At 71.0% G+C, this 24,619-nt stretch carries 20 protein-coding genes and 1 pseudogene; 8 read left to right on the top strand and 13 right to left on the bottom strand.

Annotation, left to right across the window (positions count from 1 at the left end; all coding sequences use genetic code 11):
- Window positions 1–316: 316 nt before the first annotated feature.
- The gene (locus tag E4099_RS02835) at window positions 317–1,564 is read right to left on the bottom strand and encodes an MFS transporter (RefSeq protein WP_135337291.1); all 1,248 of its coding nucleotides are present in this window, start codon (window positions 1,562–1,564) and stop codon (window positions 317–319) included.
- 57 nt (window positions 1,565–1,621) lie between these two features.
- On the opposite strand from E4099_RS02835, the gene E4099_RS02830 reads away from it, so the two are divergent.
- From E4099_RS02830 to E4099_RS02820, 3 genes are all read left to right on the top strand, one after another.
- Entirely contained in the window at window positions 1,622–2,704 is a 1,083-nt protein-coding gene (locus E4099_RS02830) for a LysR family transcriptional regulator (RefSeq protein ID WP_135337290.1), read from the top strand.
- A gap of 212 nt (window positions 2,705–2,916) precedes the next feature.
- Window positions 2,917–4,275 carry an FtsW/RodA/SpoVE family cell cycle protein gene (locus E4099_RS02825; protein ID WP_135337289.1) on the top strand — a complete coding sequence of 453 codons (1,359 nt, stop codon included), beginning with the start codon at window positions 2,917–2,919 and terminating at the stop codon, window positions 4,273–4,275.
- Window positions 4,272–5,729 (top strand): penicillin-binding transpeptidase domain-containing protein, encoded by a 1,458-nt coding sequence (locus E4099_RS02820; RefSeq protein WP_135337288.1) that lies wholly within the window; start codon window positions 4,272–4,274, stop codon window positions 5,727–5,729. Before E4099_RS02825 ends, E4099_RS02820 begins: the two co-directional genes overlap by 4 nt.
- Before the next feature lie 12 nt (window positions 5,730–5,741).
- Here the strand turns inward: E4099_RS02820 and E4099_RS02815 are convergent, their stop codons facing one another.
- The 4 genes from E4099_RS02815 to E4099_RS02800 all read right to left on the bottom strand — a co-directional run bounded on the left by E4099_RS02815 (window position 5,742) and on the right by E4099_RS02800 (window position 8,928).
- The gene (locus E4099_RS02815; RefSeq protein ID WP_245244537.1) at window positions 5,742–6,554 is read right to left on the bottom strand and encodes a polysaccharide deacetylase family protein; all 813 of its coding nucleotides are present in this window, start codon (window positions 6,552–6,554) and stop codon (window positions 5,742–5,744) included.
- Window positions 6,555–6,736: 182 nt separating this feature from the next.
- The gene (locus E4099_RS02810) at window positions 6,737–7,567 is read right to left on the bottom strand and encodes an alpha/beta fold hydrolase (RefSeq protein ID WP_135337287.1); all 831 of its coding nucleotides are present in this window, start codon (window positions 7,565–7,567) and stop codon (window positions 6,737–6,739) included.
- 270 nt (window positions 7,568–7,837) lie between these two features.
- Entirely contained in the window at window positions 7,838–8,035 is a 198-nt protein-coding gene (locus E4099_RS02805; protein ID WP_135337286.1) for a DUF397 domain-containing protein, read from the bottom strand.
- A gap of 11 nt (window positions 8,036–8,046) precedes the next feature.
- On the bottom strand, window positions 8,047–8,928 hold the full coding sequence (locus tag E4099_RS02800; protein WP_135337285.1) for a helix-turn-helix domain-containing protein: 882 nt from the start codon (window positions 8,926–8,928) through the stop codon (window positions 8,047–8,049).
- Between the two features lie 175 nt (window positions 8,929–9,103).
- Between E4099_RS02800 and E4099_RS02795 the strand changes: the two genes are divergently transcribed.
- Complete coding sequence (locus tag E4099_RS02795; RefSeq protein ID WP_135337284.1) at window positions 9,104–9,574, top strand: ATP-binding protein; 471 nt, start codon at window positions 9,104–9,106, stop codon at window positions 9,572–9,574.
- Between the two features lie 46 nt (window positions 9,575–9,620).
- On the opposite strand, the gene E4099_RS02790 is transcribed toward E4099_RS02795, so the two are convergent.
- The 4 genes from E4099_RS02790 to E4099_RS33930 form a co-directional block, all read right to left on the bottom strand.
- Window positions 9,621–10,748, bottom strand: a complete 1,128-nt coding sequence (locus tag E4099_RS02790) for a ferritin-like domain-containing protein (RefSeq protein ID WP_135337283.1) — start codon at window positions 10,746–10,748, stop codon at window positions 9,621–9,623.
- A 233-nt stretch (window positions 10,749–10,981) separates the two neighbouring features.
- The gene (locus tag E4099_RS02785; RefSeq protein ID WP_135337282.1) at window positions 10,982–11,350 is read right to left on the bottom strand and encodes a hypothetical protein; all 369 of its coding nucleotides are present in this window, start codon (window positions 11,348–11,350) and stop codon (window positions 10,982–10,984) included.
- 161 nt (window positions 11,351–11,511) lie between these two features.
- Window positions 11,512–13,734 (bottom strand): hypothetical protein, encoded by a 2,223-nt coding sequence (locus E4099_RS02780; protein WP_135337281.1) that lies wholly within the window; start codon window positions 13,732–13,734, stop codon window positions 11,512–11,514.
- Between the two features lie 16 nt (window positions 13,735–13,750).
- Complete coding sequence (locus E4099_RS33930; RefSeq protein ID WP_245244535.1) at window positions 13,751–13,888, bottom strand: hypothetical protein; 138 nt, start codon at window positions 13,886–13,888, stop codon at window positions 13,751–13,753.
- 622 nt (window positions 13,889–14,510) lie between these two features.
- On the opposite strand from E4099_RS33930, the gene E4099_RS02770 reads away from it, so the two are divergent.
- The 4 genes and pseudogenes from E4099_RS02770 to E4099_RS02755 all read left to right on the top strand — a co-directional run.
- Window positions 14,511–15,440 (top strand): AurF N-oxygenase family protein, encoded by a 930-nt coding sequence (locus E4099_RS02770; protein ID WP_135337279.1) that lies wholly within the window; start codon window positions 14,511–14,513, stop codon window positions 15,438–15,440.
- A gap of 218 nt (window positions 15,441–15,658) precedes the next feature.
- Entirely contained in the window at window positions 15,659–16,414 is a 756-nt protein-coding gene (locus E4099_RS02765) for a TetR/AcrR family transcriptional regulator (protein ID WP_135337278.1), read from the top strand.
- Between the two features lie 9 nt (window positions 16,415–16,423).
- Window positions 16,424–16,717, top strand: a complete 294-nt coding sequence (locus E4099_RS02760) for a hypothetical protein (RefSeq protein WP_135337277.1) — start codon at window positions 16,424–16,426, stop codon at window positions 16,715–16,717.
- A gap of 493 nt (window positions 16,718–17,210) precedes the next feature.
- Window positions 17,211–17,636, top strand: a pseudogene (locus tag E4099_RS02755) (C40 family peptidase); the annotation flags it as partial.
- A 12-nt stretch (window positions 17,637–17,648) separates the two neighbouring features.
- Here the strand turns inward: E4099_RS02755 and E4099_RS02750 are convergent.
- The 4 genes from E4099_RS02750 to E4099_RS33925 are packed head-to-tail and all read right to left on the bottom strand — an operon-like array spanning window position 17,649 to window position 24,238.
- Entirely contained in the window at window positions 17,649–18,272 is a 624-nt protein-coding gene (locus E4099_RS02750; protein ID WP_135337275.1) for a GTP-binding protein, read from the bottom strand.
- A 4-nt stretch (window positions 18,273–18,276) separates the two neighbouring features.
- Window positions 18,277–18,684, bottom strand: a complete 408-nt coding sequence (locus E4099_RS02745; RefSeq protein WP_135337274.1) for a DUF742 domain-containing protein — start codon at window positions 18,682–18,684, stop codon at window positions 18,277–18,279.
- Window positions 18,681–19,172, bottom strand: a complete 492-nt coding sequence (locus tag E4099_RS02740; protein ID WP_135337273.1) for a roadblock/LC7 domain-containing protein — start codon at window positions 19,170–19,172, stop codon at window positions 18,681–18,683. Before E4099_RS02740 ends, E4099_RS02745 begins: the two co-directional genes overlap by 4 nt.
- The gene (locus tag E4099_RS33925) at window positions 19,169–24,238 is read right to left on the bottom strand and encodes a sensor histidine kinase (RefSeq protein WP_245244542.1); all 5,070 of its coding nucleotides are present in this window, start codon (window positions 24,236–24,238) and stop codon (window positions 19,169–19,171) included. The genes E4099_RS02740 and E4099_RS33925 overlap by 4 nt, the downstream gene beginning before the upstream one ends.
- Window positions 24,239–24,619 lie beyond the last annotated feature (381 nt).

The following is a 24,619-nucleotide window of genomic DNA, read 5'->3' as shown; positions in this document are numbered from 1 at the left end:
GGGTGCACGCGGGGCCCGTGCGGGTGCGAGTACGCGGGGCGCGGGCGTGCGAGGACGAGTGCGCCGGGCCCTTGGGCATGCGTGTGAGTGTGTGAGCCCGCACGGGCGGGGTGCGAATACGCCGGCCCGTGCGGGCGCGCGAAGTGTGCGGGCCGGTGCGGGCACGGGCGAGTGCGCGGGGCCCATCCCTCGGACGTGTGAGTGTGCGGGCCCGTGCGGGCGCGCGAAGCGTGCGGGCAGGTGCGGGCACAGGCGTGCGGGCCGCGCCGGAAGGGTGGACCCCGCGCCCGTGCCACCCCTCACCGCGTCGCCCCGCTCACGCGCTCCCCGCCGCGCTCCCCGCCGCCGGGTCCTTGGACGTCCGGTCGCCGCGCCCCGACAGGGCCGCCGTGAGCAGGGCGAGTACGGCGAGTGCGCCGCCGCACCACAGGACGCCGGAGAGCGTGGTGCGGTCCGCGACCTGGCCGCCGAGCAGCGCACCGAGCGCGATGGCGACGTTGAACGCGCCGACGAACAGCGCCGAGGCGGCCTCTCGGGTGTGCGGGGCGGCATCCGTCACCCAGGTCTGGGTGGTGACCGAGACCCCGCCGTAGGCCACCCCCCACAGGAGCAGCAGCGCGGTGGCCCCGACGGGACCCCGCCCCAGCAGCGGGAGGGCGAGTTCGGCGGCGGCGAGCAGGGCGCTGAGGGCCAGCGCGGTACGGCGCGCATCGCGCTGGGCCGCCGCCCCGGCCACGAAGTTCCCGGTGATGCCGGCCAGGCCGTACACCAGCAGCAGGGTGCTGATCAGCCCGGTGCCGACCCCGGAGACGTCCTCCAGCACCGGGCGGACGTAGGTGTACGCCCCGAAGTGGCCGGTGACCAGGAGCAGGGTGACGGCCAGTACGCTCCGCAGCCGGGGGTTGCGGAGGAGCCCCGGCACCTCGCCCAGCCGCACCGTCCCGGTGGCCGGCAGCGGGGGCAGCAGGCAGGCCAGGGCGATCAGCACGGCCAGGGCGAGCACCCCGACCACCGCGAAGGCGGTGCGCCAGTCGGCCAGGTCGCCGATGAGGGTGCCGGCCGGGACGCCCAGTACCGAGGCGACCGCGATCCCGCTGAAGATCAGCGCGGTGGCGGTTCCCACCGACCGCTCGGGCACCAGCCGTACCGCCAGCCCGCCCGCGATCGACCAGACACCGCCGATGCTGACGCCGACCAGGACCCGGGCGGTGAGCAGCACGGCGAAGCCGGGGGCGAAGGCGGACAGCAGATTGGCGGTGGCCAGCAGCGCCATCAGCCCGCAGAGCACCAGCCGCCGGTCCAGCCGGCCGACCGCGGTGGTCACCAAGGGGGCGCTGACCGCGGCGACCAGACCGGGCACGGTGACGGCCAGTCCGGCGGTGCCGTCGGAGACATCGAGGTCGGTGCCGATCGAGGTGAGCAGGCCGACCGGCAGCATCTCGCTGGTGACGACCGAGAAGATGCCGACCGCGACCGAGATGACGGCGAGCCAGCCGGCGAGCGGTGTGCCGGTGGCGCTGGTGGCGGCGGGTGCCGGAGTGGTGAGTTCGGTGGCTTTGGACATGGCTCCAGCGAACATCCGTACGCGCCTGGGGAACAACGCGGAAGTTCTCAGCCTTCCATGAGTGGGACTCATCGATCGCAGGCCCGGAGGGAGGGGGAGATCGCGGTGGCGGGGAGCGCGCTGGAGCTGCGTGAGCTGGAGTGCTTTCTGGCGCTCAGCGAGGAGCTGCACTTCGGTCGGGCGGCCGAGCGGCTGTACGTCTCGCAGAGCAGGGTGAGTCAGCTGCTGGCCTCGCTGGAGCGCCGGATAGGCGCCCGGCTGCTGGAGCGCACCAGTCGGCGGGTGCGGCTGACCCCGTTGGGCGAGCGGTTCCTGGCCGAGTTGGCGCCCGCCTACGCCGCCCTGTCCGGGGCGGTGGAGGCTGCCCGCACCCGGGCGCGCGGGCTGGAGGGCACCCTGCGGCTGGGCTTCACCGGCACCGCGGACGAGCGGGTGATGAGCGTCATCACGGCCTTCCGCGCGCACTGCCCCGGCTGCGAGGTGGAGACGGTGGAGATACCGCTGGGCGATCCCTTCGGCGCGTTGCGCGCGGCGGCGGTGGACGCGGCCATCGTGCTGCTGCCGGTCGCCGAGCCGGACCTGGTGCTGGGGCCCACGTTCTCCCGGCAGCCGCAGACCCTGGCCACCCCGGCGGAGCACCCGTTCGCGACCCGCGCCGCGGTGTCGGTGGAGGAGCTGGCCGAGGTCCGGTTGATCGCCCCGGCGGGGCCGGCCCCGCGGTACTGGCAGGAGTTCATGGCCCCGACCACCACCCCGGCCGGCCGGGCCATACCGCGCGGACCGGAGGTGTCCACCCTCCAGGAGGGGATGACCTATGTCGCGGCGGGCCGGGGCATGATGCTCTGCTGCGCGCCGACCGCGCTGTACCAGCGGCGCCGGGACGTGGCCTTCGTACCGGTGACGGGCCTGCCCGATTCGGTGCTCGGGCTGGTGTGGCGGCGTGCACACGAGACCGAGAGGATACGCGCCCTCAGCCGAGCGATGGCGGACCTGACCACGGATCCGTGGAGCGAGCGGGCCGCGGCACGGATACCGGCTCCGCCGCCGGACCGGGCCTCGGTGCCAGTGCCGGCAGCTCTACCGGACCGAGCCATGCCACCTCTGGCGGGCCGGGCCCCGGTGACAGCACCCCCGATGTGACGGACCGCGACAGGGAACCCCACCGCACCGCGCCCGGCGGTCCATGTGCGGGCGGCGGCTCGGCTCGCCGACGAATGGTCGACCGGCCCGCGGCACGGGCGGCGTCAACACGCTCCCGTCACCCCGTCGCCCGGTCATCCCCGCCGCCCACCGCCTCCCCGATAAATATCAACATAAGGGACATACGCCGCAACGCTTGCTAGATTCCCGTCATGCGCGGCGCGACGACCACCCAGGCTCCTCCCGCCGGCCGGGACACCACCGCGGGAGTGCCCCGCCGCCGTGGTGTGGAGCTGGCGCTGCTCTTCGGCGCGGTGGTGGTCTGCCTGCTGGGCTACACCGCGGTCGGCCTGGCCACTGGCGGCGCCGTACCCCCGGACGCGCGCAGCTACGCGGCCGGGCTGGGCGGGATCGCGCTGCTGACCCATCTGGCGGTGCGGTTACGGGCCCCGTACGCGGATCCGCTGCTGCTCCCGATCGCGGTGCTGCTCAACGGCCTGGGGCTGGTGCTGATCTACCGGCTGGACCAGGCCACCCCGGGCGAGCGGGCCGCCCCTACCCAGCTGGTGTGGTCCACCCTGGGGGTGGCCCTGTTCCTGCTGGTGGTGGTCTGCCTGCGGGACCACCGGGTGCTGTCCCGCTACGCCTATGTGTGCGGGTTGGCGGCGCTGATCCTGCTGATCGTGCCGATCTTCTTCCCGGCGCTGAACGGCGCCCGGATCTGGGTGCGGTTCGCCGGGTACTCCTTCCAGCCCGGGGAGTTCGCCAAGCTGCTGCTGGCGGTGTTCTTCGCCGCGTATCTGGCGGCGGGCGGCCACGCGCTGGCCCACTCCGGGCGCCGGTTGTGGTTCCTGCGGCTGCCGCCCGGCCGGGTGCTGGCCCCCGTGGTGGCGATCTGGCTGGTCAGCGTGGGCGTGCTGGTGCTGGAGCAGGACCTGGGCACCTCGATCCTGTTCTTCGGGCTGTTCGTGGTCATGCTGTACGCGGCCACCGGCCGGATCGGCTGGATCGTCCTCGGCGCGCTGCTGGCCACCGCCGGGGCGGTGGCGGTGGCCCGGCTGGAACCGCGCGTCAACGGACGGGTGCAGGACTGGCTGCATCCCCTGGCCGGGACGGAGGCGGGCGGTGCCGGTCCGGGCCAGCTGGCGCAGTCGCTGTTCGCCTTCGCGGCGGGCGGGAAGCTGGGCACCGGCCTGGGCGAGGGCCACTCGGCGCTGATCGGCTTCGCGGTGAAGTCGGACTACATCCTGGCCACCGCCGGCGAGGAGCTGGGACTGGCCGGACTGGCCGCGCTGTTCGTGCTCTACGCCCTGCTGGTGGCGGCCGGCTTCCGAGCCGCGCTCGCGCTGCGCGACCAGTTCGGGCGGCTGCTCGCGGTCGGGCTGGCCTCGATCCTCGCCCTCCAGGTCTTCGTGATCGCGGGCGGGGTGACCGGGCTGATCCCGCTGACCGGCATGGCCATGCCGTTCCTGGCCAAGGGAGGTTCCTCGGTGGTCACCAACTGGGTCATCGTCGCGCTGCTCGTCCGGCTCAGCGACCGGGCCCGCGCCGACGCGGTGCCGCGGACATGACCCGCAGCATCAAGGCGCTCTCCGCCTTCTGCCTGCTGCTGTCGGCGGCGCTGCTGGCCAACGCGGTCCGCATCCAGGTGTTCGAGGCGAAGACCTACGACACCAATCCGGCCAACCGCCGACCGGTGATCGCCCGCTACGGCCATCCGCGCGGCGACATCCTGGTCGGCGGGGTGCCGGTGACCGGCTCGAAGGACACCAGGCAGCGGCTGCGCTACGAGCGCACCTATCGGGACGGGCCGCTGTACGCCCCGGTCACCGGCTACGCCTCGCAGACCTTCGGCACCTCCCTGCTGGAGTCCGCCGCGGACGGCGTCCTCTCCGGCAGTGACACCCGGCTGGACCTGATGCGGCTGTGGCACAGGTTCACCCGCACCCCGCAGCCCGCCGGGGCGGTGGAGACCACCATCGACCCCGCCGTGCAACGCGCCGCCTACCGCGCGCTGCACGGCCGGACGGGCGCGGTCGCCGCCGTCGAACCGACCACCGGGGAGATCCTCGCCCTGGTCAGTACGCCCTCCTACGACCCGGGCGGGCTCTCCGGCAACGACGGCAAGGTGGCCCAGAACTGGGCCCGGCTCACCACCGACCCGCGGCAGCCGATGCTCAACCGGGCGCTCAGCCGCACCTACCCACCCGGCTCCACCTTCAAGGTGGTCACCGCCGCCGCGGCGCTGGAGCACGGGATCGTCACCGACCCGAACGCCCGGACCGACACCGGCAGTCCGTACACCCTGCCCGGCACCACCACCCGGCTGCGCGACGGCTCCCGCCACTGCGCCCACGCCTCCCTGCGGCGCGCGCTCGCCCTCTCCTGCAACACGGTCTTCGCCCGGCTCGGCGTACGCGTCGGGCTCCCCGGCATGCTCGCCACCGCCCGGGGCTTCGGCTTCAACGACAGCGGCCTGCGCATCCCGGCCCCGGTGGCCCCCAGCGCCTTCGGCCGCCGACTGGACCCGGCGCAGCTGGCGCTCTCCTCGATCGGCCAGTTCAACACGGCCGCCACCCCGCTCCAGATGGCGATGGTCGCCGCCGCCGTCGCCAACCACGGCACGCTGATGCGGCCCTATCTGGTGGACCGGCTCACCGACGCCAACGGGACCACCATCGACCACACCCGGCCGGTGGTGCTGCGCCGCCCGATCCACTCGCGCACCGCGGAGATCCTCCAGCGGTTGATGGTGGGGGTGGTCAGCCACGGCACCGGCCGCCAGGCCGCCCTGCCCGGCGCCGTGGTGGGCGCCAAGACCGGCACCGCCCAGCACGGGGTGCGCAACGCGGGCGTGCCCTACGCCTGGTTCATCGGCTGGGCCCGGCAGCGCGAGGAGCACGCGCCCCGCGTCGCGGTGGCGGTGGTGGTGGAGGGGGCGAAGTCCCGCCGCGAGGACATCACGGGCGGCGGTGACGGGGGGCCGATCGCCCGCGAGGTGATGCGGGCGGCGCTGCGCCGCTGAGTGCGGTGCGGGTCAGCGGCCGGCCGGGGCGATCTCGGGGAAGCTGAAGCCGTACCCCTGCGACTTGAGCCAGGGCAGCAGCTGCCGCAGCGCCTCCACGGTCTGGGCGCGCGGGCCGCCGGCGTCGTGGAAGAGGATGGTCGGCCCGTTGGACAGCTGGCTCTTCACGGTGTGCACGATCGCGGCGGTGCCGGGGAGCTGGAAGTCCTTGGTGTCCACGTTCCAGCCGAGCGGGCGCATCCCGTGCGCGGCGGCGATCCGCCGGCTGTCCGGGGTGAACGCGCCGCCCGGGGCCCGGTAGTACCGCACCTTGACGCCGCCCGAGGCCGCCTCGATCATCCGCTGCGCGTCCAGGATCTGGCGCTGCTGGTACGCCACCGGCTTGCGGTCCATGGCGGTGTCATGGGAGATGGTGTGGTCGCACAGCCGGTGCCCGGCCGCCACCACCCGCTTGACCATGTCCGGGTGGGCCTGGGCCTGCGGGCCCACCATGCAGAAGGTGGCCTTGACCCCGTTGTCCTTCAGGACGTCCAGCACCTGGGGCGTCCAGTTCGGGTCCGGCCCGTCGTCGATGGTGATGCTCACCGTCTTGCCCCCGCGCTCGGTGGCGTGCGCGATGCTCTCCGGCACCGCCCGCACCTCACCCCCCGGCTTGGCCGCCGACCGCCCCGGCCGTTCCGCGCGCGCCTTGCCGCCCTGCGCGCTGGACGTCTCCTGAGCGGGCGCCTCGGTGAACGCGACCGTCCCCACCACCGCGCCTATCAGCGTCAGCGCAGAGGCTATGGCCATGACCAGACGCCGCTGTTGTTCCTTCAGAGATGCCATGAGAACGGCTTTCTGCTCGGCACGCGAGTGGGGGGCGGTTCCCGCGCGCGGGGGGCGTTTCCACCTGCAATGACGGCGGGACTAAGCAGATCGGTTGGCCGATTTCAATGTGGTACGCGTCACGAGGCGCTGGTCAGCGGTGAGCTGAGTGTCCGTTCCCGGTTCGTCCGCCGCTGCCCCGTTCAAGAACTGGCGCCCAGGAATCGGCGGATCGCGGCCGCCGACTCCTTCGGCCTCCGCAGATGCACCCAGTGATCGGCGTCCAACTCGACCAGGGCGGTCCTGGGGCGCCGCGATGCCATCTCGCGAGCCTGTGCGGTCGGCAGAACGGTACTGGCCGTGCCGTGCAGAAGCAGCGCGGGACAGCGGGAGCCCAGCCACTGGCGCCAGTGGTCGCCGAGCACGCGGGTGTCGGAGTCGACCATGTCCGCGGGGTGGCAGCCGAGCCGCCACCCCTCGTGGTGCGGTCGCAATCCGCTTTCCAGCAGCGGCGTCAGGGCGCCGCAGGCAAGGAGGAGTTCCTCGCGGAGTTCCTCGCGGGTGGGAGCGGAGTACGGCAGGTCGAGCAGGAAGGACAGCGGGACAGGGTCCACCACGGGCAGGGACGCGGGCCCGTCGATGTTGATCAGGGCACTTACGGCGTCAGGCTTCGCCGCAGCCAGGTGGTAACCGTTGATGGCACCGAGGGAGTGTCCGAGGATCGGCAAGGGCCGGTGTTCCAGGCCCAGGTGGGTGAGCAGGAGAAGGAGATCGGCGAGGTATCCGTCCCGGTCGTACCGCTGCGCCCGGTCGGAGTCCCCGTGCCCCCGCTGGTCCAGCGCGATGACCCGCCACCCGTCGGGGCCCAGGGCACGGGCGAGTTCCACAAAGTCAGCCCCTTCGCCGAGGTGTCCGTGCAGAGCGAGCAAGGGCCGCCCCTCCGCCGGCCCGAGGTCGAGGTAGGACAGGCGTCGCCCATCGGGGGCGGTGAGGTATGCGCGCGTGGCGTGGTCTGAGGCTGGTCCCGTGGGCATGACGGCATGCTAGGAAGCGCACGCTCAGGCCCGCCATGGCGTTTTCGGCCCGGAAAACCGGCGCTGGCCTCGTCGTTCCCCGTCCACTGCCGAGCGAGCCTCATGGGGTGAACGACAAGCCGCCGCGTTCGCGGACATGCACAAGGTGCCCTCCACCGCCGTAGAGGGCACCTCAACGCCGCTCGCCTTCCTCCCCAACGGAAGCCGTTTGTGGCGATCAGCGCCCCATGAACGTACCAAGGGAAGTGTCACAAGATGATCTTGATCTCGTCACATGATTCGGTCGAACGCGCCTGCCTTGACGGCCCGCACGAAGGCGCGCAGCGCGGCGGGGGTGGTGCGGGCGACCGCGTCCGGGGCGTCGCTCTCCCGGATACGGACGGTTCCGGAAGGGCCGGCGGCCAGCTCCACGCATTCGCCGGTGTCGCCGGTGCTGAACGAGGACTTGCGCCACACGAGGGGGGACATCTGTCTCCTTCTCACAGTTCGTATATGGCGTGCTGGATCAGCCCCAGCGAGTCGCGGGAGAGATGGGACTCCGGTGCGGCCTCTGGATCGACCGGTGCAAGCGCCAAGTCGGCCAGCTTCTCGAACATCTTGGCGTAGCCCTCGATGCGCTCTCCATCCCCCAGGAACACCGAATCGTCCGGCCGCTCCAGGTAGACCGTGCGCAGTTCCGGAGTCGAGCCGTGGAAAATCAGGAAGGGGCGACTGAAAGCCGCGTAGGCACCCCTCTCGAACGGGAAGATCTGCAAGGTCACGTTGGGCAGCCTGGACACCTCGATCAGCCGCAGCAGCTGCTTGCGCATGACGTCGACGCCGCCGACTCTCACACGCAGAGCCGCCTCATGGATCACCGCGTGGTACGCAGCCGGACGATCGCCTTCAAGGATCCGCTGCCGCGCCACACGAAACCCCACATACCTGTCGATGTGTTCGGGATCTCTGCCTGTCGCCTGGATGACGGCACGCGCGTAGGCCGGCGTCTGAAGCATGCCCGGGATGAACATGGGCTCGTGCATACAAATGGCCGAGGCGCGGGATTCGAGCTCCGCCAGGTCGAGGTGCCTGCGAGGCACCACGTCCCGGAACTCGTCCCACCAGCCCTTGCCCCGGTCGTGGGCCATCTCCATCAGCCCCTCGAACAGCGGGCCCTCCGGGCAGCCATACGCACGGAGCAACTTGTACAGCCCGTTGCGGGGCACGTCGACGCGCCCGGCCTCGATATGGCTTATCCGGGTGCGTTCCACCCCCAGCAGCGCACCGGCTTCGTCGCCGGACATCCGCGCACCTGTCCGTAGCTTGCGAAGCTCGGCGCCCAGTCGACGCTGTCGTTCACTCGGAGTACTTCTCGGCGGCATGCGTCCCTCCCTGCGACCTTCGCAGTGTGTCCCGCGGGCCCCGCAGGAACCACCCCATCGCCGTCAGGTCACCCACACGAAGGAATTCCGCCGGACACAGTTGTAACGAATACACCGGTACGCCTAGCGTCGGCGATCCAACTCCCGCCAGGGATATGCACTGTTGGAGGTCGCCATGCTCCCCACCACCCCCTCCACCGACTTCGAGATCGCGGACGCGAACCGCCTCGTCTCCCTCGTCTTCCCGCCGGAGCCCGTGTGGGTACGCGCCGCCCGAGAGACCGTGCGGGCCTTACTGCTGGCCGTGCGGCGGGGCGACCTCACGGACATGGCGCTGCTGCTCACCTCCGAGGCGGTCACCAACGCGGTGAACGCCTGCCTGGCCAAGGGGTGTTCCACGCCGGTGACCTTGTTCGCCGAGTGGGCCGGGAACCCCGCCCCGTACTGCCTGCGGGTCCTGGTGCACGACGAGGCGCCCGGCCGACCCGTCTGCCGGGCAACCGTGTCCCCTCAGGAGGAGTCGGGGCGCGGCATGGCGCTGATCGCCACCGGTGCCGACGCCTGGGGCGTGTGCGAGCACGGTCCGGGGCCGGGCAAGGACACCTGGTTCGAGTTGGGCGGCCAGCGGAGCCCCGGCGGCTGGTAGTCGGCCGTACGGCGGCCACGCCTCACGGGGATCCGCCGGCACCGCGTCAGTTGGGCTCGCCGCCCTCGGCCCCGTACGCGATGGTCTGGGCGACCTCCGCCGTACGGGCCCGTTCCTCCGCCGCGAAACGCCGCTCGCGGGCGGCGTCCAACTCCTCGGCCTGGGACTCGTCCTCGGCCATCAGCCGGTCCAGGTCGCTGTCCCCCAGCTCCAGCACGCCCATGTCCACATAGGCTCGCTGGAGCCGCTCCCCCCACAGCCCGATGTCCTTGACGCAGGGCACGATCCGGCTGAACAGCAGCTTGCGGAAGAGCGCCAGGAAGTCGGAGCGCTCGGCGTACTCCTCGGCCTCGGCGCGCGGGATGCCGAAGTTCTCCAGCACCTCGACGCCGCGCAGCCGGTCCCGCATCAGATGGCAGCCCTCGATCACGAACTCCTCGCGTTCGCGGAGTTCCGCGTCGGTGAGCTGGCGGTAGTAGTCGCGCAGCGCCATCCGGCCGAAGGCCACGTGCCGGGCCTCGTCCTGCATGACGTAGGTGAGGATCTGCCGGGGCAGCGGCTTGTCGGTGGTGTCGCGGATCATGCCGAAGGCGGCCAGCGCCAGGCCCTCGATCAGCACCTGCATGCCCAGGTAGGGCATGTCCCAGCGGGAGTCCCGCAGGGTGTCACCGAGCAGCGAGCCCAGATCGGGGTTGATCGGGTAGAGCAGTCCGAGCTTCTCGCGCAGGAAGCGGCTGTAGATCTCGGCGTGCCGGGCCTCGTCCATGGTCTGGGTGGCGGAGTAGAACTTCGCGTCCAGGTCGGGGACCGACTCCACGATCCGGGCGGCACACACCATCGCGCCCTGCTCGCCGTGGAGGAACTGGCTGAACTGCCAGGCCGCGAAGTGCTGCCGCAACTCGGCCCGGTTCCGCTCGCTCATGCGGTCCCAGTACGGGGTGCCGTGCACCATCAGCGTCTCGTCGGGAGCGCCCAGCGGGTCCAGCGGGTCGACCTCCAGGTCCCAGTCGATCCGGGTGACCGCGTCCCACTGCTTGTCCTTGCCCTTCTGGTAGAGGGCCAGCAGCCGCTCGCGGCCCTCGTCGTACTCCCAGTTGAAGCGCGCGGCACCCCTCGCGGGCACCTGCCAGATCGGATCCTCGGGCTGCTGTACGTAGAGCTCCTGTGTGGACACGGGCGCCTCCTGACAACTGCTGCGGCTCCCCCGTCTGGTGGATGTGTCTCAGGGGCAGGCTCACACGCCCGAAGACAGCGGTCAACAAGTCCCGTGCCAGGATGGGCACTCTGCCGCCCAAGTGTCACTCAAGGGCATCCCCTCAAGGCTGCCGCCCGAGGGGATGCCCTCAACCATTGCTCCCGCGCCTCGCGGACAGCCGGACCGGGCCCACGTCGAACCCGATCGGCACGCTACTTGGTGCAGCCATACTTCTTCGCAACCTTCGGCGTGAACTCGTCAAGGAACCGCTGAAGTTTCTTGTACCCCTCGGGCGAATCCTCTACCTCGTCACCACCGAAATACATGCTAAGAGTAAAGAGCGCACCCGGCTCATCGCACTTCACCCACACCACGCCGCCGTTGCTGCCGACAGCGGCCTTCCCTGGAAGGGGAGGCTTCCTCATGGCAGCGTTCTCAAATCCCTCAGGAGGCCTATTCAGATCCTTCAGATCCAAATCACGGGGATTCTCCACATAATGAATCTCCACAAAGAGGATGCGCTTCCCGTCAATTACGATATTGCAGAAGGCCCCTGGCAAAGTCTCCGAATCCTCATTCATCTGCCTGACGCTATTTCCCTCTGGCAACAGTGGTTGCAGACTCTCCCTACTCATGGGAACGCCACAGAATTTGCCCGGAAAAGCATAGCTCTTCTCACTGCATGCAATCCCAAGAAGGGCCAAAGGGACAAGTGCCAGCAGCAACCGACCAGTCACCCTTGTCACTGATTCCCCCCAAGGCCATTCGCCTTTTTGTTCCCATCATTCGCCGCCGCGGCAATCGAGTTATATATCCCCTGATCGCCCGAGTAGCCTGCATGATTCCTCGCCCAGTCGTGATTGACGACGTACCACTGGTCGGCGAGTGCATTGAGCTGCTGCCGCCGAAGTCCATAAGTTTCCTTGTAGTCGCCTGTCAACTTTTCGGCCTGCTGCGCCTGCTCATCCATGACCCACGCCGAGGTGGCGATATCTGCCCCACGCTGGATAATGTCCCCATAACCGGGAATAAAGTTGAGAATCGCTCCCGATATGTGATAACTCCCCATCTTGTCCCACGAATAGTCGTACTGGTCGCCCTTGAGCGCGCTGTAACGGGCCTGCTCCATAAAACCGATGGCCATACCAGCCCCGCTTAGAGTGTCCTCCGGATTCTGGCCCTTGTCGTAGAAACTGTTGACAATGGCATAATTCATACCCTCATGGAGTAGCCCGTAAGAGTACTGACTTCGGGATATCTGCTTGGTAACCTCCATGACCTGATCCTGGTCCAGAGTCCCTGGCCTTGCCGTGTAGTCACGCATCGCCACGAGCACCTCGCTGCCATGGTTCGTAAAGATCTTCGCCATGTCGTCCCGCAGCGAGGCCGGCATGTCGTCACCCTGGCCGGACAGGACTTTCAGCGCGTACTTGAAGGTGCGGTTATTCACGTCCGTGTGGCCGGTTGGCCCATGTGCCGTCCCTGACGGTGAGACGCCGGTGGCCGCCGCGGTCAAGGCGTCACCGAGACCCTTGCGATCGTCGGTGTCCACTGCACCGTCCGCATCCAGCTCGGCGTCGCCTACGTATCGCTTCGTGTCGATGACGTTCCAGTCACGGCTGTCACCGCCGTCACCGAGTAGATAGTCGAAGCGCTCCTTGCCGGCAGTCGTGCCGGGGTCGAGGTATCCAGCAGCTCCTTCCGGGTCGCGGGACATGACCTCCAGAGCGGCATCAATGGGGTCATTTGCAAACCATCCCTTGCCGTTCTCGTCACTGTACTTACCGCGGAGATGAAAGATGTAGGAGTTACCCTTCTCGGCGGCGATCATGTCATCGGTGACATCGGCCACGAATTGCGGGGAGTAGCCATGGCCTTGAAGCATCAGCGTGGCCAGGCTCTGATATGCATTTACTGTCTGTTTGTCCGTTACCTTACGCCTGGAGGTCTCGTTCGAACTCTGCTCACGGAACGCCTCGCGCCACCGGTTATAGAAATCTGCATCGTCGGTCTTCTTCCAGCCGGCGAACGCCTTGTTGTACGCCTCGGTCCCGAAGCGCAGATGATTTCCCTTCGCATCCTTGAAATCCGGGACTCGCGTGGCAGTTGCCAGCGAATCGGACAGCCCCCCATTGACACCCAGGTAAAGCTTCTTGTTCTTGGTGTCGTCGTAGTAGGCAAGCTCATCGATCTTGTCAGAGAGCTCAAGTGCCTTCTCCGGTCCCAGTGAGTCGAGCAGTGTCCGGCTGAAAATCAGGTGATCGGAGTTGACTCGTAGCAGACGGCGCCACTCCTCCAATTCGCCGGAGTCCAACTCTTCACCGGCCAGCAGCCGATCCGCGTATTTCTTGGCCTCGCGTGCCTCATACATCTGGATGTCACCACCTGCCGACCCATTAAAACTGGCCTCGTGCCCCATTAGAATATCGCCCAGGCTTCGGACGCCTGCCGCCTTCCGGAGCACAAGCTTGACACCCTGGTCCGCATCATCGACCGCCTGCACAGCGCCCTTGATTTTCTTCGTCCACGCGGCTTCGGCCTTCTGGACTTTGGCAACTTGATCCTGATAATCGGAGTCGGGGTCGTTGCGCCCCTCTATCTTGGTGTAGTCATAGACGGGCTTACCCTGGCTGTTGACATAGAACCCAGCCTTCGCGGCCTGTTCGACGATATCCTCCAAGTCTCTGATCAGCGTGGTGAACTGTCCATGGGCGTCCCTCAGAAGTGAGGCGATGGCACGAGCCTCGACTTGCGCGTCGGCGAACTGCTTCCGGGTCACCGCGAATCGCGAGGCGGCGGCGTCCGCGCTGACCGCGACCCATTGGCCATCATTCGCAACCGACTCCACTGCGGACTTATACAGCCTCTCCAACTCCTGAAGGTCCCCGGCCATCGCGTCCCAGTCCGTTGCCGCAGTGGTCAGTGCGCCCAGCCTGACAGTCATCACTTCGTGATACGTGAGCATGATCGCGCCTCTTTATCTAGATCTCGCGCCGGTCGGGGTCCAGATCGATCCCGGATATTCGACTGCTCACGTCGTAGTCGACGTATTGGAAGCCCTGCTTGGCCTGGGACAGCGCTTCCTGGTCCTTCTTGAGGCGCTCCTTCAAGTTCTTCACCTGCACCTTCCACTCCTGGTGCGCCTCCTCGAGCCCGGTACCGGTATCCCATTGGGAGAACTCGGCTACCGCTGCGGCACTGTTGCCATCCGCCCGGCTCCCGGCTGTTGCCGTCTCAGGCCGTATCCGCTCCCGCAAGGCTCTGACCGCAACCTTCTTCCCCGCATGGTTGGTCCTCAGGTCGGGGCCATCGCCACCACGCGGCCCCGAGGTGCCATCCAGTCGCGTGCCTTCCCGGTAGCGGTCCCGCGCCTCCGTCTTGAGCCGTTCCCATTCGTCCCACATCTCCCCAGTCCCCCTTGCCTGTTGACAGACAGAGCCAGCGACCTTCCGGGGCCCGACGATAACAGCTCGCAGTCACTTGACGCCTATGAGCAATCAAGGCTGGTCGATCGACGTCTGATTGACGTCAATTTTCGACATCATGAGAGGTTGGCGACTCGTCCTCACCGACTCGCCCGGACCCGACACTCACACCTGCCCCTCCACCTCTCCACCGCAGACGCCAGCGCGCCCGCCTGGAGCGTCAACAAGTCCCACGCAGGGGATTGACGACCCTTACTGACACGCAGTCTTATAAGAGTGCGACCCAGAGTTGCCTACCGACGAGGTGTTCTCAACCATGACTTCCACCATCGAACCTCCCCTGCTCCGGGACGCGCTCGGACTCCTGAAGGACCGCGAGCAGGTCGCCGAGCGGCTGCTGGACTCGTCGGCGAAGCACTCCTTCGACCCGGATACCGAACTCGACTGGGACGCGCCGCTGGAGGACGGCAAGTGGTTCTGGCCGCCGGAGCTGGTCTCGCTCTACGGCACCCCGCTGTGGAAGCGGATGTCCGAGGAGCAGCGGATGGACCTGGCCCGGCACGAGGCCTCCGCGCTGGCCTCGCTCGGCATCTGGTTCGAGATCATCCTGATGCAGCTGCTGGTCCGGCACATCTACGACCGCCCGGTGACCAGCGCGCACGTCCGCTACGCGCTCACCGAGATCGCGGACGAGTGCCGGCACTCCAAGATGTTCGCCCGCCTGATACAGAAGTCCGGGACCCCCAGCTACCCGGTCTCCCCGCTCCACCACAACCTGGCCCGGCTGCTGAAGACCATCTCCACCACGCCCGGGTCCTTCGCCGCGACCCTGCTGGGCGAGGAGATCCTGGACTGGATGCAGCGGCTGACCTTCCCGGACGAGCGGATCCAGCCGCTGGTGCGCGGCGTCACCCGGATCCACGTGGTGGAGGAGGCCCGCCACGTCCGGTACGCCCGGGAGGAGCTGCGCCGCCAGATGGCCACCTGCCCGCGCTGGGAGGCGGAGCTGACCCGCGTCAGCTCGGGCCAGGCGGCCCGGGTCTTCTCGGAGGCCTTCATCAACCCGAAGGCGTACGCGGACGTCGGCCTGGACCGGCGGGAGGCGGTGGCCCAGGTCAGGGCGAGCGGGCACCGGCGCGAGGTGATGCAGACCGGCGCCAAGCGGCTCACGGACTTCCTGGACGACATCGGGCTGATGCGGGGCGTCGGCCGCCGGCTGTGGAAGAGCTCCGGCCTCCTCGCCTGAGCGGCCGGCAGGGGGCGGGGCCTGAGGGACCCGAGTGACCGGACCCGGTGACCGGTCACTCGGGGTGGGTCGCCGGCGCACCGGAGCGGGAGGTGCGGCGGGCGCGTATCGGTGGCGTCCGCCGCGCGCCGCACGCCCGGTGTGCGGCGCGCGACAGGTTCGGCCGGGCCCGCGGCCTGGCCTGAGGATCGTCCGGCGGTGCGGTTACGCTGCCTGTCATGACGACAGGGAGCGCCCCGGCAGCCGCACGCCGCGGCGCGTATCGCAGGCTCAGCGTCGAGGAGCGGCGCGCCCAGCTGATCTCCGCCGCCCTCGCGCTGTTCGCCCGGCGTGCCCCGGAGGACGTCTCGCTGGACGATGTGGCCGCCGCCGCGGGAGCCTCCCGCCCCCTCGTCTACCGGTACTTCCCGGGCGGCAAGCAGCAGTTGTACGAGGCCGCGCTGCGCAGCGCGGCGCACGAGCTGGAGCGGTGCTTCGTCGAGGAGCGGACCGGTCCGCTCACCCAGCGGATGTCCCATGCCCTGGACCGCTATCTGGCCTTCGTGGACAGCCATGACACCGGCTTCAGCGCGCTGCTCCAGGGCGGCTCGGTGGCCGAGACCTCCCGGACCGGCGCGATCGTGGACGAGGTGCGGCGCGCCGCCGCCGACCAGATCCTGCTGCACATGCAGGTGGCCGAGCCGGGGCCGCGGCTGCGGATGATGGTGCGCACCTGGATCTCGGTGGTGGAGGCGGCCTCGCTGATCTGGCTGGACGAGCAGAAGCAGCTGCCCGCCGCGGAGCTGCGGGACTGGCTGCTGGACCAGCTGGTGGCGATGTTGACGGCCACCGCGGCGAGTGACGAGCAGACCGCGCGGGTGGCCAGGACGGCGCTGCTGCTGGAGGAGCCGGGGGGCCCGGTGGGCACCCTGGCCCGGGGCGTCATGCCGGTGCTGGCCGACGCCGCCCGTCTCCTGGATCCGGAAAGCGAGTAGGACGACCCCGTGCGCAGCGAGAACACCCTCTTCGTCGGCGGCCCACTGGACGGCCGGGTACTGCCGGTGCTGGTGGGGCCGACCGGGCAGCCGCCGAAGAGCTACGAGGTACCGGTGCCGGACGAGGCGGGCGGCCCCCCGGTGGTCCACGTCTATCTGCGGGCGCCGGTGAGCGGGGGCGGCCGGCTGGGGCTGGTGCGCGGCTGGCGGTACGAGTACGCGCCGGAGGGAAAACCGCGCACCAAGCTGAAGTGGCCCTGGTCGAAGCCGGATACGCCGCCTCGGCCCGGCCCGGACCATTGACATCACTGGTCCAGGTCCTGTCCGGTCGATCGTGCTGGATCAGGGAGCGAGGTCTGGCGCGTGCGGATGCAAGGCGGAGGAAGGAGCCACTGCGGAGCGATTCGCCCCGCACGGCTCGGTGGGTACGGGTCGGGCGATCCGCTGTCCGGAAGCGCCGACAGGGTGTGGGAACCGGAGTCCACCACCCGTACGGCCCAGGCATTCATCTGATCAACGCATAAATCTGGGGATCGATCGGTCGACCGTGCCAGCATCGGGCCCACCAGCGGAGCCCGGAGGTGAGCAGATGACAGGCCGGATGGTCCGGATGGCCTGCGCGGCGTCCCTGGCCGCCGCCGCGGTGGGCATCCCCCAGATCGCGGTGGCAGCCGCCCAGCCCACTCGCCCCGCCGGGGCACCCCACGCCGAGCGGCGGGCCGGTCAGCCGAGGGACAGGGCGCACACCGCCCCGCACGCGCAGCAGGCCCGCCGGGCGCCCCGTACCGAGCACCCGCCGTCGGCGGAGGGTGACAAGGCACTGCGTTTCGCGCTCCAGCAGATCGGCAAGCCCTACGCCTGGGGCGCCGAAGGCCCCGATTCCTTCGACTGCTCCGGGCTGACCGCCGGCGCCTGGGCGTACGCCGGGCGCCCCATCCCGCGCACCAGCCAGCAGCAGTGGCGGGACCTGCCGCACGTACCGCTGGACCAGCTGCGCCCGGGCGACCTGGTGGTCTACTACGCCGATGCCTCGCATGTGGCGCTGTACGCGGGCGAGGACACCGTGGTGGAGGCGCTCCGGCCGGGCACCACCGTGCGGATGTCCCCGCTGGCCGCCAACCCCGTGCTGGGCGCGGTCCGCCCGGACCCCGGCAGCCCGCCGCTGGAGGGGTACGTACCGCCGCCCCCGCTCAGGGAGAGCCAGGGCGGGGGCCTCGATTGAGGGAACGTTACGTCACTCGGGGGTGACGTCCAGTGCGTATCCCACCAGGGCGAGCAGCGCCTCCAGAACCGTGCTCCGGTTGCGGGCGTCCATGATCACCACGGGTACGTCGGTGGGCACGGACAGCGCGTCCCGCACGTCCTCGGCCTCGAACCTCGTCGTCCCCTCGAAGTGGTTGACCGCCACCACGTACGGCAGGTCGCGGGTCTCGAAGTAGTCGAGCGCCGGGAAGGAGTCCTCCAGGCGGCGGGTGTCGGCCATCACCACCGCGCCGATGGCGCCGCGTACCAGGTCGTCCCACATGAACCAGAAGCGCTGCTGTCCGGGCGTGCCGAACAGGTACAGCACCAGGTCGGATTCGAGGGTGATCCGGCCGAAGTCCATGGCGACCGTGGTGGTCGTCTTGTCCGGAGTCGCCTCGGTGTCGTCGATCTCCTCGCTGGCCTGCGTCATCAACGCCTCGGTCTGCAGCGGAGTGATCTCCGAGACCGAACCCACGAAGGTCGTCTTGCCGACCCCGAAGCCACCGGCCACCACGATCTTGGTGGCGATCGGCGCCCGGCTGCGGTCGGTCTGCCAGCCCTGCAGAGCCTCATCGACATCCGGCGGTATCGCCGTCAGAGTCGCCGTCTGCATCCCGTCAGAGTCTGCGAAGTCCAACGAGCACCCTTTCCAGCAGTGCGTGGTCCGGCTGCCCCGGGGCCCGCCCGGTGCCGTAGACGCGGATCTTTCCCTGGTCGGCCAGGTCGCTCAGCAGCACCCTGACCACGCCCAACGGGATCTTGAGCAGGGCGGAGATCTCGGCGACCGACCGCATCCTGCGGCACAGTTCGACGATCGCCTTGAGCTCCGGCCGCAGCCGCGACGCACGGGTGCCCTCGGCAGGCTGCTCCCAGCCCGCCTCCGGTCCGTCCAGCGTGGCCACGAAGGTCTCCACCAGCAGCACATGACCGGAGCGGGTCCGCCCGCCGGTCAGTGAGTACGGGCGCACGCGGGCGGGCTGCCGGCCCGCCGCGCCACGCACCGGCAGCCCGGTGGACAGGGTCACTGCGCCGACTCCATGGACTTGCGTAGCTCGCTGCGGAGCTCGGGGGTGAGCACATGCCCGGCCCGGCCCACGAACAGCGCCATGTGGTACGCCACCACGGTCATGTCGCAGTCCGGGGTGGCGTGCACGCCCAGCAGCGAACCGTCGCTGATGGACATCACGAACAGACTGCCCTCGTCCATCGCGACCATGGTCTGCTTGACCCCGCCGCCGTCCATCAGCTGGGAGGCGCCCAGCGTCAGGCTGCCCAGCCCGGAGACGATGGTGGCCAGGTCCGCGCTGGACCCCTTCGGCCCGTCCTGCGCGGTGGGGTCGGCGACGGCCGGCTTCGCACCAGGCTGCGGATCCGAGGAGAGCAGCAGCAGGCCGTCCGACGAGACCACGGCAACCGAGCGGACGCCCGGCACCTCCTCGACCAGATTGGCCAGCAGCCAGTGCAGGTTCCGGGCCTCGGTGCTCAGCCCGTAGGTACTACTGGGCGCATTCAATCGCGTGCCTCCTCAACAGTGCCACTGTCCTCCTGCGCCCCCGTGTACGCACGGAGCCGGTCGTCCGGGACCTGCCCGGACCGACCCGCGTCGGGCTCCGGCCCGACGGGACGCCCCTGCGACGCCTGTTCCCCCATTCGATGACGCCCCGTCGCCTCGGCGTCGGCCCCGGTCGGGGCAGTCTCTCCGAGGATCCGGTGACGCCCGGTCGCCTCGGCCTCCGCGTCCCGCCTGCCGTCGCGCGCCCCCTGCTGGAAGCAGCCCAACCTGCGGCGCAGCTCCTCGGCGTTGACCCCGCTCGGCCGCTGCCGCACGGCGGGCGCCGGGCGGGCCACGTTCTTCGGGGTCCGCTTGGGCAGCCCCTTGTCCGTGAGCCGGGGCGTGCCGCCGGGCGCGGACTGACCGGGGACACGGTGCGGCAGGGGGGCCTCGGAGGCCCCGGCTGCCGGGGAAGCCCCGGAGGCTCCAGGAATGCCGGGCCGGCCGGCGGTGCGGGGGTGCCCCGTGGTGCCGGCACGGTCATCGGCTCCGTGGTGCCCCGTGGTGCCGGACTGCCCGGTGGTGCCGGGGTGCTGGGCGGTGCCGGACCGCTTCGCGGCGTCCGGGTGGCCCGGTGCTCCGGGGTGACCGGTGGGTCGTCCGGTGGCCGTGGAACGGTCGGTGCCGCCCGATGGATGGTCAGGCGTGCGGTGCGTACGGCGCGCGGTGTGGGTCGTACGGTCCTCGGGGTGGGGCGCACGGTCCGGGGTGCGCTCCGTACGGTCCGGGGCGCGCTCCGTACGGTCCGGGGCGCTGCCGGAGGCGGGGCGCCTGGGCAGGTCGCGCGCCGGAGTGCGCTTGGGCAGGCCCTTGTCGGTGAGCCGCCGTTCGGGGGCACCGCCGGACGGGGTGGCGCGACCCGCACCACCCTGCTCCGGGAGCCTGGGCGCGGGCGCGCCGTCCGTCGGGCCCGGGGCGGCGCCCCGGTCCGGGTGCGGGATGCCCGAACCCGGCATGCCGCCGGGCGGGGTGTCCCCTCCGCGCTCCCAGCGGGGCGCGCCGGACCGATCGGTCTCGCGGGCGGGCCTGCGCCGGGTCGGCAGCGGCGGGGTGCGGTTCCCCTCCTCGGCACGGCCGTGCGTGTCCGGCTCCGCCGTGCGGGAACGGGCCTCCCGGGCACCGGTCACCGCAGCCCCGCCACCCGCTCCGGGCTCCTGGTGCGCGCGGCTCCCCGGCGCATCGGCAGACCGCTCGGCACCGGGCCAGTCGTCACCCGCGCCACGTCGCCGGTTGACACCGGGGCTGATCCCAGCGGAACGGTCCTCGGCGGGCACACCGGCACCGGGCTGCCCCGTCGGCCAGTCGTCACCCGCACCACGCCGCCGGTCGGCACCGCGCCGGGCCGCGGCGGAACGGTCTTCGGCAGACAGACCGGCACCGGGCCGCCCCGTCACGGGCCAGTCGTCACCGCCACCACGCCGCCGCTCGGCACCGCGACCAGCAGCAGGGGAACGGTCCTCGGCAGGCAGACCGGCACCGGGCTGCTCCGTCGGCCAGTCGTCACCCGCACTACGCCGCCGGCCCGTACCGCGACCGGCTGCGGCAGAACGCTCTTCGGCAGGGAGACCGGCACCGGGTTGCCCTGTCACGGGCCAGTCGTCACCGCCACCACGCCGCCGGTCCGTGCCGCGACCGGGCGGGTTGAAGAGGGCGTCAGCGGCACCGGTGTGCCGGTGTCCAGGAGTCTCCCGCGGGTCGGCGGGCTGGTCCGCGACAGGCCAGTCGTCTTCCCCGCCACGTCGCCGGTCGGCACCCGGCCGGGTCTCGGTGGGCTGCTCCGCCACGGGCCAGTCGTCGTCCGCGCCGCGCCGGTCGGTGGCGCGGTCCGTGGCCTGGTGGATCGGCGTACGGTCCGGGCCCGGGGCGCTGGGCGTGGTCCAGGCCTGGCCGGCTACCGGGATGCCGCCGTGCGGTGTCGGCTCGGGATCCGTGAAGCCGAGCCCCCGACCGGCGCGGGCCCCGGGCGCGGAGTTCCCGCCGGCCGCCGGAGGCATGCCGGCCCAGGCCCGGCCCGGCGCGGGGGCGCCGCCGTCGGAGCCGGGACGGCCGCCGTCGCCCTCCGATCCGGGAAGGGCCGCCAGGTCGGCCACGTCGTCCGCATCGCCGTCCGGATCGATATCGATGTCCGCGAAGGCGTCGCCCGCGGAGTCGAGGTCCTCAGGCTGGTCGGCGTGCAGGTCGTAAGCGGGCGGGGCATCGGCCTCGGAGTGCTCGGGGTGGCCCTGTTCGGCCCCGTTCGCCGGATCCGGCTCGGCGTCCGGCTCATGGCGGTTGAAGTGCAGGTCGCCACTGATGGCGGCCAGCCGGATGCTGCGCTCGGCGGCGGCCACCAGGGGATCCACCCCCGGACGGCTCGGGTCCGCACCGAAACGGGCGCCCGGGCCAGAGCCGGCATCCGTACCGAAACCGGCATCCGCACCGGAGGCGGTGTCCACGCCAGAGCCGACCCCCGCGCCTGACGCCGCATCGGTACCAAGACCGGCGTCCGCGCCGGAGGCGGTCGGCTCGCCCGTGCCGGGGCCGAAGGCGGCATCGGCGTCGGAAGCCGGTTCGACCACCCCGTACGCCTCGCTCGACCCGGCCGCGGCGACGATGCCCTCCGCGCCGGAGGCGGGCCCGGTCTCGTCGGCGGGGACGGCGTCGGGCGCGGACTCGGCGGCGGTCGGCGGACCGGAGGTGGCCCCCGTGGCGGAGGTGTGCCCCTCACCGGAGTCCGCCTCGCTCACGGCAGCCGTGCCCGTACCGGCCCGCTCGCCATCGCCGGCCTCGGCCTTGGCGGGTGCGCGGGAGCCGCCCCGGCGCGGCAGGGAGGGCAGGGTCCGGCCGGGGGCGTCGGCGGCACCCCTGGCAGCCGTTCCGTCCGTAACGGGTGCCCCGTCGGTACCGGCCTCCGGCAGGGTCGTCGACTCGGAGAGGACACCCTCGCCGGGGGCGGCCTCGCCCAGGACACCTGTGCTGGAACCCCCCGCGCCGAGACCCTCCTCGTCCGAGGTGTCGGCGGCGGAGACGGCACCGGCGGGCGGGGCCGGAAGGATCGCGGTGGGGATGATGACCACGGCCGCGACACCGCCCTGCTGCTGGGGGCGGAGTTGCACCCGTACGCCGTGGCGTGCGGCGAGCCGGGTCACCACATAGAGGCCGAGGCCCAGCGGGTCCTCCGCGTTGGGGCCCTGGCAGTAGTCGGGGACCGGCTCGGCCAGCCGGTTGTTCAGCTCGTCGAAGCGCTCGGGCGTCATCCCGATGCCCTCGTCCTGCACCGAGAGCATCAGCTCACCGGTCTCCAGCAGCCAGCCGGAGACCTGCACATGGGCCTCGGGCGGGGAGAAGGTGGTGGCGTTCTCCAGTAGTTCGGCGACCAGGTGGCTGACGCTGTCGGCCGCGTACCCGGCGACATAGGAGTGCGGCGGCAGGGAGTGGATCTGCACCCGGTCGTACCGCTCGACCTCGCTGATCGAGGCGCGCAGCACATCCAGCAGCGACACCGGCCCCGGGTGGCTGGCCTTGTGCTCGGAGCCGGCGATGACCAGCAGGTTCTCGCTGTAGCGGCGCATCCCGGTGGCGAGGTGGTCCAGCTGGAAGAGGGTCTCCAGGCGGTCCGGGTCGTGCTCGCGCTCCTCCAGGCCCTCGATCACGGCCAGCTGGCGCTCGATCAGGCCGAGGTTGCGCAGTGCCAGGCTGACGAAGCTGCCGTGCACCCGGGCCCGCAGGCCGTCCAGCCGGGCGGACACCTCGTCGCGCTCCCGGCGCAGTTCGGAGCGCTCCTCGGCGAGCCGGCGCCGCTCGCTGACCAGTCGGGCGCGGTCGGCGTCCAGCTTGGCGGCGCGCTCGTGCTCCTGGCGCGCGCCCTCCTGGATGGCGTTGACATGGCGCACGGTCTCGGCGAACTCGTCGTCGCGGCCCTTGAAGGCCACCGGCTCCTCGGTGATCGGGTCGCCGGCGACCCGCCCGGCGCCGATCCGGAGCGCGGCCAGCGGGCGGGTCATGGAGCGGGCGGTGGAGATCGCCGCCCCGAGCGCCAGCAGCAGGCAGATGCCGACCAGGCCGATCCGCAGCTCCAGGTCGGTGACATCGTCGTCGCGCAGCTTCTCCAGCCGCTGGAGCTCGTCGGTGGCGAGCGCCGACTCCACGCCGCGCATCCGCTCGATCCGGGCGGACAGGTCGGCCCCGATGCGGTCGGCGTCCATCGCCTGGTCGGCGGCGGAGAGCGTCGGCTGGTCGGTGAGCCGGGTCAGGAAGCTCTCGGCGGCCGAGACCTCGGCGCCGTTGACGGTACTGGTGAAGCGCTCGCGCGCATCGGCCGGGGCGAGCCGCTTGAAGTCGGCGAGGGCCGACCGCTCGCTGACCTCGGTGCGCTGGGCGGTACGGGTGAGCGCGGGCTGGCCGCCGCCTCCGGCGAGCGCGCCGAGCAGCAGGCCCCGGGTGGCGGACGCCTGCTCATTGGCCCGGCCGAGGGCGGCCAGGGCGTCGGCGCTGCCGGTGTCGGCGCGCTCTGGCATCTTCCGGGCGAGCAGCGTGGCGAGGTCCTGGAGCGCCTGCACGGTCTCGGTGTACGCCTGGAAGACGTCCAGGGCCGAGCCGCGTCCGGTCAGCGCCCGCTGGCGCAGCCGGGGCAGGTTGTCCAGCAGCCGCTGGAGGGATTCGGGGGCGTCCGGGCGCAGTTCGCCGGCCTGGCGGTCGACCCGGGCGCGCTGGCTCTCCGAGACGCCGGCACCGGAGGCGGAGCTGCGGCCGGCGGCGACGAACTCGGTCATCGCGTCGCGCTCGTCGGCCAGGGAGTGGGCGAGGACCACGGCCTCCCGGCCGGCCTGGGCGAGGTCCACCAGGCGTTGCGAGTCATGGGTGTCGTCGATGGCGGCGGCGATGGCGGGGGCGCCGGCCGCCGCCACGGCGATCGAGACCACCAGAACACCGGCGACCAGTCGGTTGCGCACCCGGGCAGGCCGGCGGCGCGGCGCGGCGCCACGCTCGCGCTGCTCCTCGGGTGCCCCTTCTCCGTCACGCTCGCCGTTGCTGCCCCGAAGCCGCATCTTCCGCACCGGTGCTCACATTCTTTTCTCGCCCGATCCGCTGTGGAACCAGAAGGTGACGGTTGCTCGACAAGAGTTTCGGCCCCCACCCTCTCCCAGCCCACTCCCCCCAGCTGCCGCTGGGTGGTGCCCCCAGGGAGGTGCCCCAGGCACGGAATCCGACCTTTCCAGTACCACTGTGAGGCGGACGCGCAACACATGCCCCGCCACCTGAACGAGTGAACATCATGCTGAAGTTGGCCATCAACTCGCACGTCAGGCGGGGAGCCGCCGAGGAACGCACCGCAGTTGGAAAACGCTTGCCGGTCCTGGCAGGATGTGCGCCCACAACTGCCCGGAATCAACGATTCCGCCTTGAACCCGGCAACTGAGGCTCTGGTA

Source organism: Streptomyces palmae (genome assembly GCF_004684805.1).
Lineage (GTDB): Bacteria > Actinomycetota > Actinomycetes > Streptomycetales > Streptomycetaceae > Streptomyces > Streptomyces palmae.
This window is presented reverse-complemented; position numbering and strand designations above follow the sequence as displayed.

Bases quoted from the DNA above. Each gene is read 5' to 3' on its own strand.
- E4099_RS02835 (WP_135337291.1), bottom strand. From the start codon at position 1,564: ATGTCCAAAGCCACCGAACTCACCACTCCGGCACCCGCCGCCACCAGC.
- E4099_RS02830 (WP_135337290.1), top strand. From the start codon at position 1,622: ATGAGTGGGACTCATCGATCGCAGGCCCGGAGGGAGGGGGAGATCGCG.
- E4099_RS02825 (WP_135337289.1), top strand. From the start codon at position 2,917: ATGCGCGGCGCGACGACCACCCAGGCTCCTCCCGCCGGCCGGGACACC.
- E4099_RS02820 (WP_135337288.1), top strand. From the start codon at position 4,272: ATGACCCGCAGCATCAAGGCGCTCTCCGCCTTCTGCCTGCTGCTGTCG.
- E4099_RS02815 (WP_245244537.1), bottom strand. From the start codon at position 6,554: ATGGCATCTCTGAAGGAACAACAGCGGCGTCTGGTCATGGCCATAGCC.
- E4099_RS02810 (WP_135337287.1), bottom strand. From the start codon at position 7,567: ATGCCCACGGGACCAGCCTCAGACCACGCCACGCGCGCATACCTCACC.
- E4099_RS02805 (WP_135337286.1), bottom strand. From the start codon at position 8,035: ATGTCCCCCCTCGTGTGGCGCAAGTCCTCGTTCAGCACCGGCGACACC.
- E4099_RS02800 (WP_135337285.1), bottom strand. From the start codon at position 8,928: ATGCCGCCGAGAAGTACTCCGAGTGAACGACAGCGTCGACTGGGCGCC.
- E4099_RS02795 (WP_135337284.1), top strand. From the start codon at position 9,104: ATGCTCCCCACCACCCCCTCCACCGACTTCGAGATCGCGGACGCGAAC.
- E4099_RS02785 (WP_135337282.1), bottom strand. From the start codon at position 11,350: ATGAATGAGGATTCGGAGACTTTGCCAGGGGCCTTCTGCAATATCGTA.
- E4099_RS02780 (WP_135337281.1), bottom strand. From the start codon at position 13,734: ATGCTCACGTATCACGAAGTGATGACTGTCAGGCTGGGCGCACTGACC.
- E4099_RS02770 (WP_135337279.1), top strand. From the start codon at position 14,511: ATGACTTCCACCATCGAACCTCCCCTGCTCCGGGACGCGCTCGGACTC.
- E4099_RS02765 (WP_135337278.1), top strand. From the start codon at position 15,659: ATGACGACAGGGAGCGCCCCGGCAGCCGCACGCCGCGGCGCGTATCGC.
- E4099_RS02750 (WP_135337275.1), bottom strand. From the start codon at position 18,272: ATGCAGACGGCGACTCTGACGGCGATACCGCCGGATGTCGATGAGGCT.
- E4099_RS33925 (WP_245244542.1), bottom strand. From the start codon at position 24,238: ATGCGGCTTCGGGGCAGCAACGGCGAGCGTGACGGAGAAGGGGCACCC.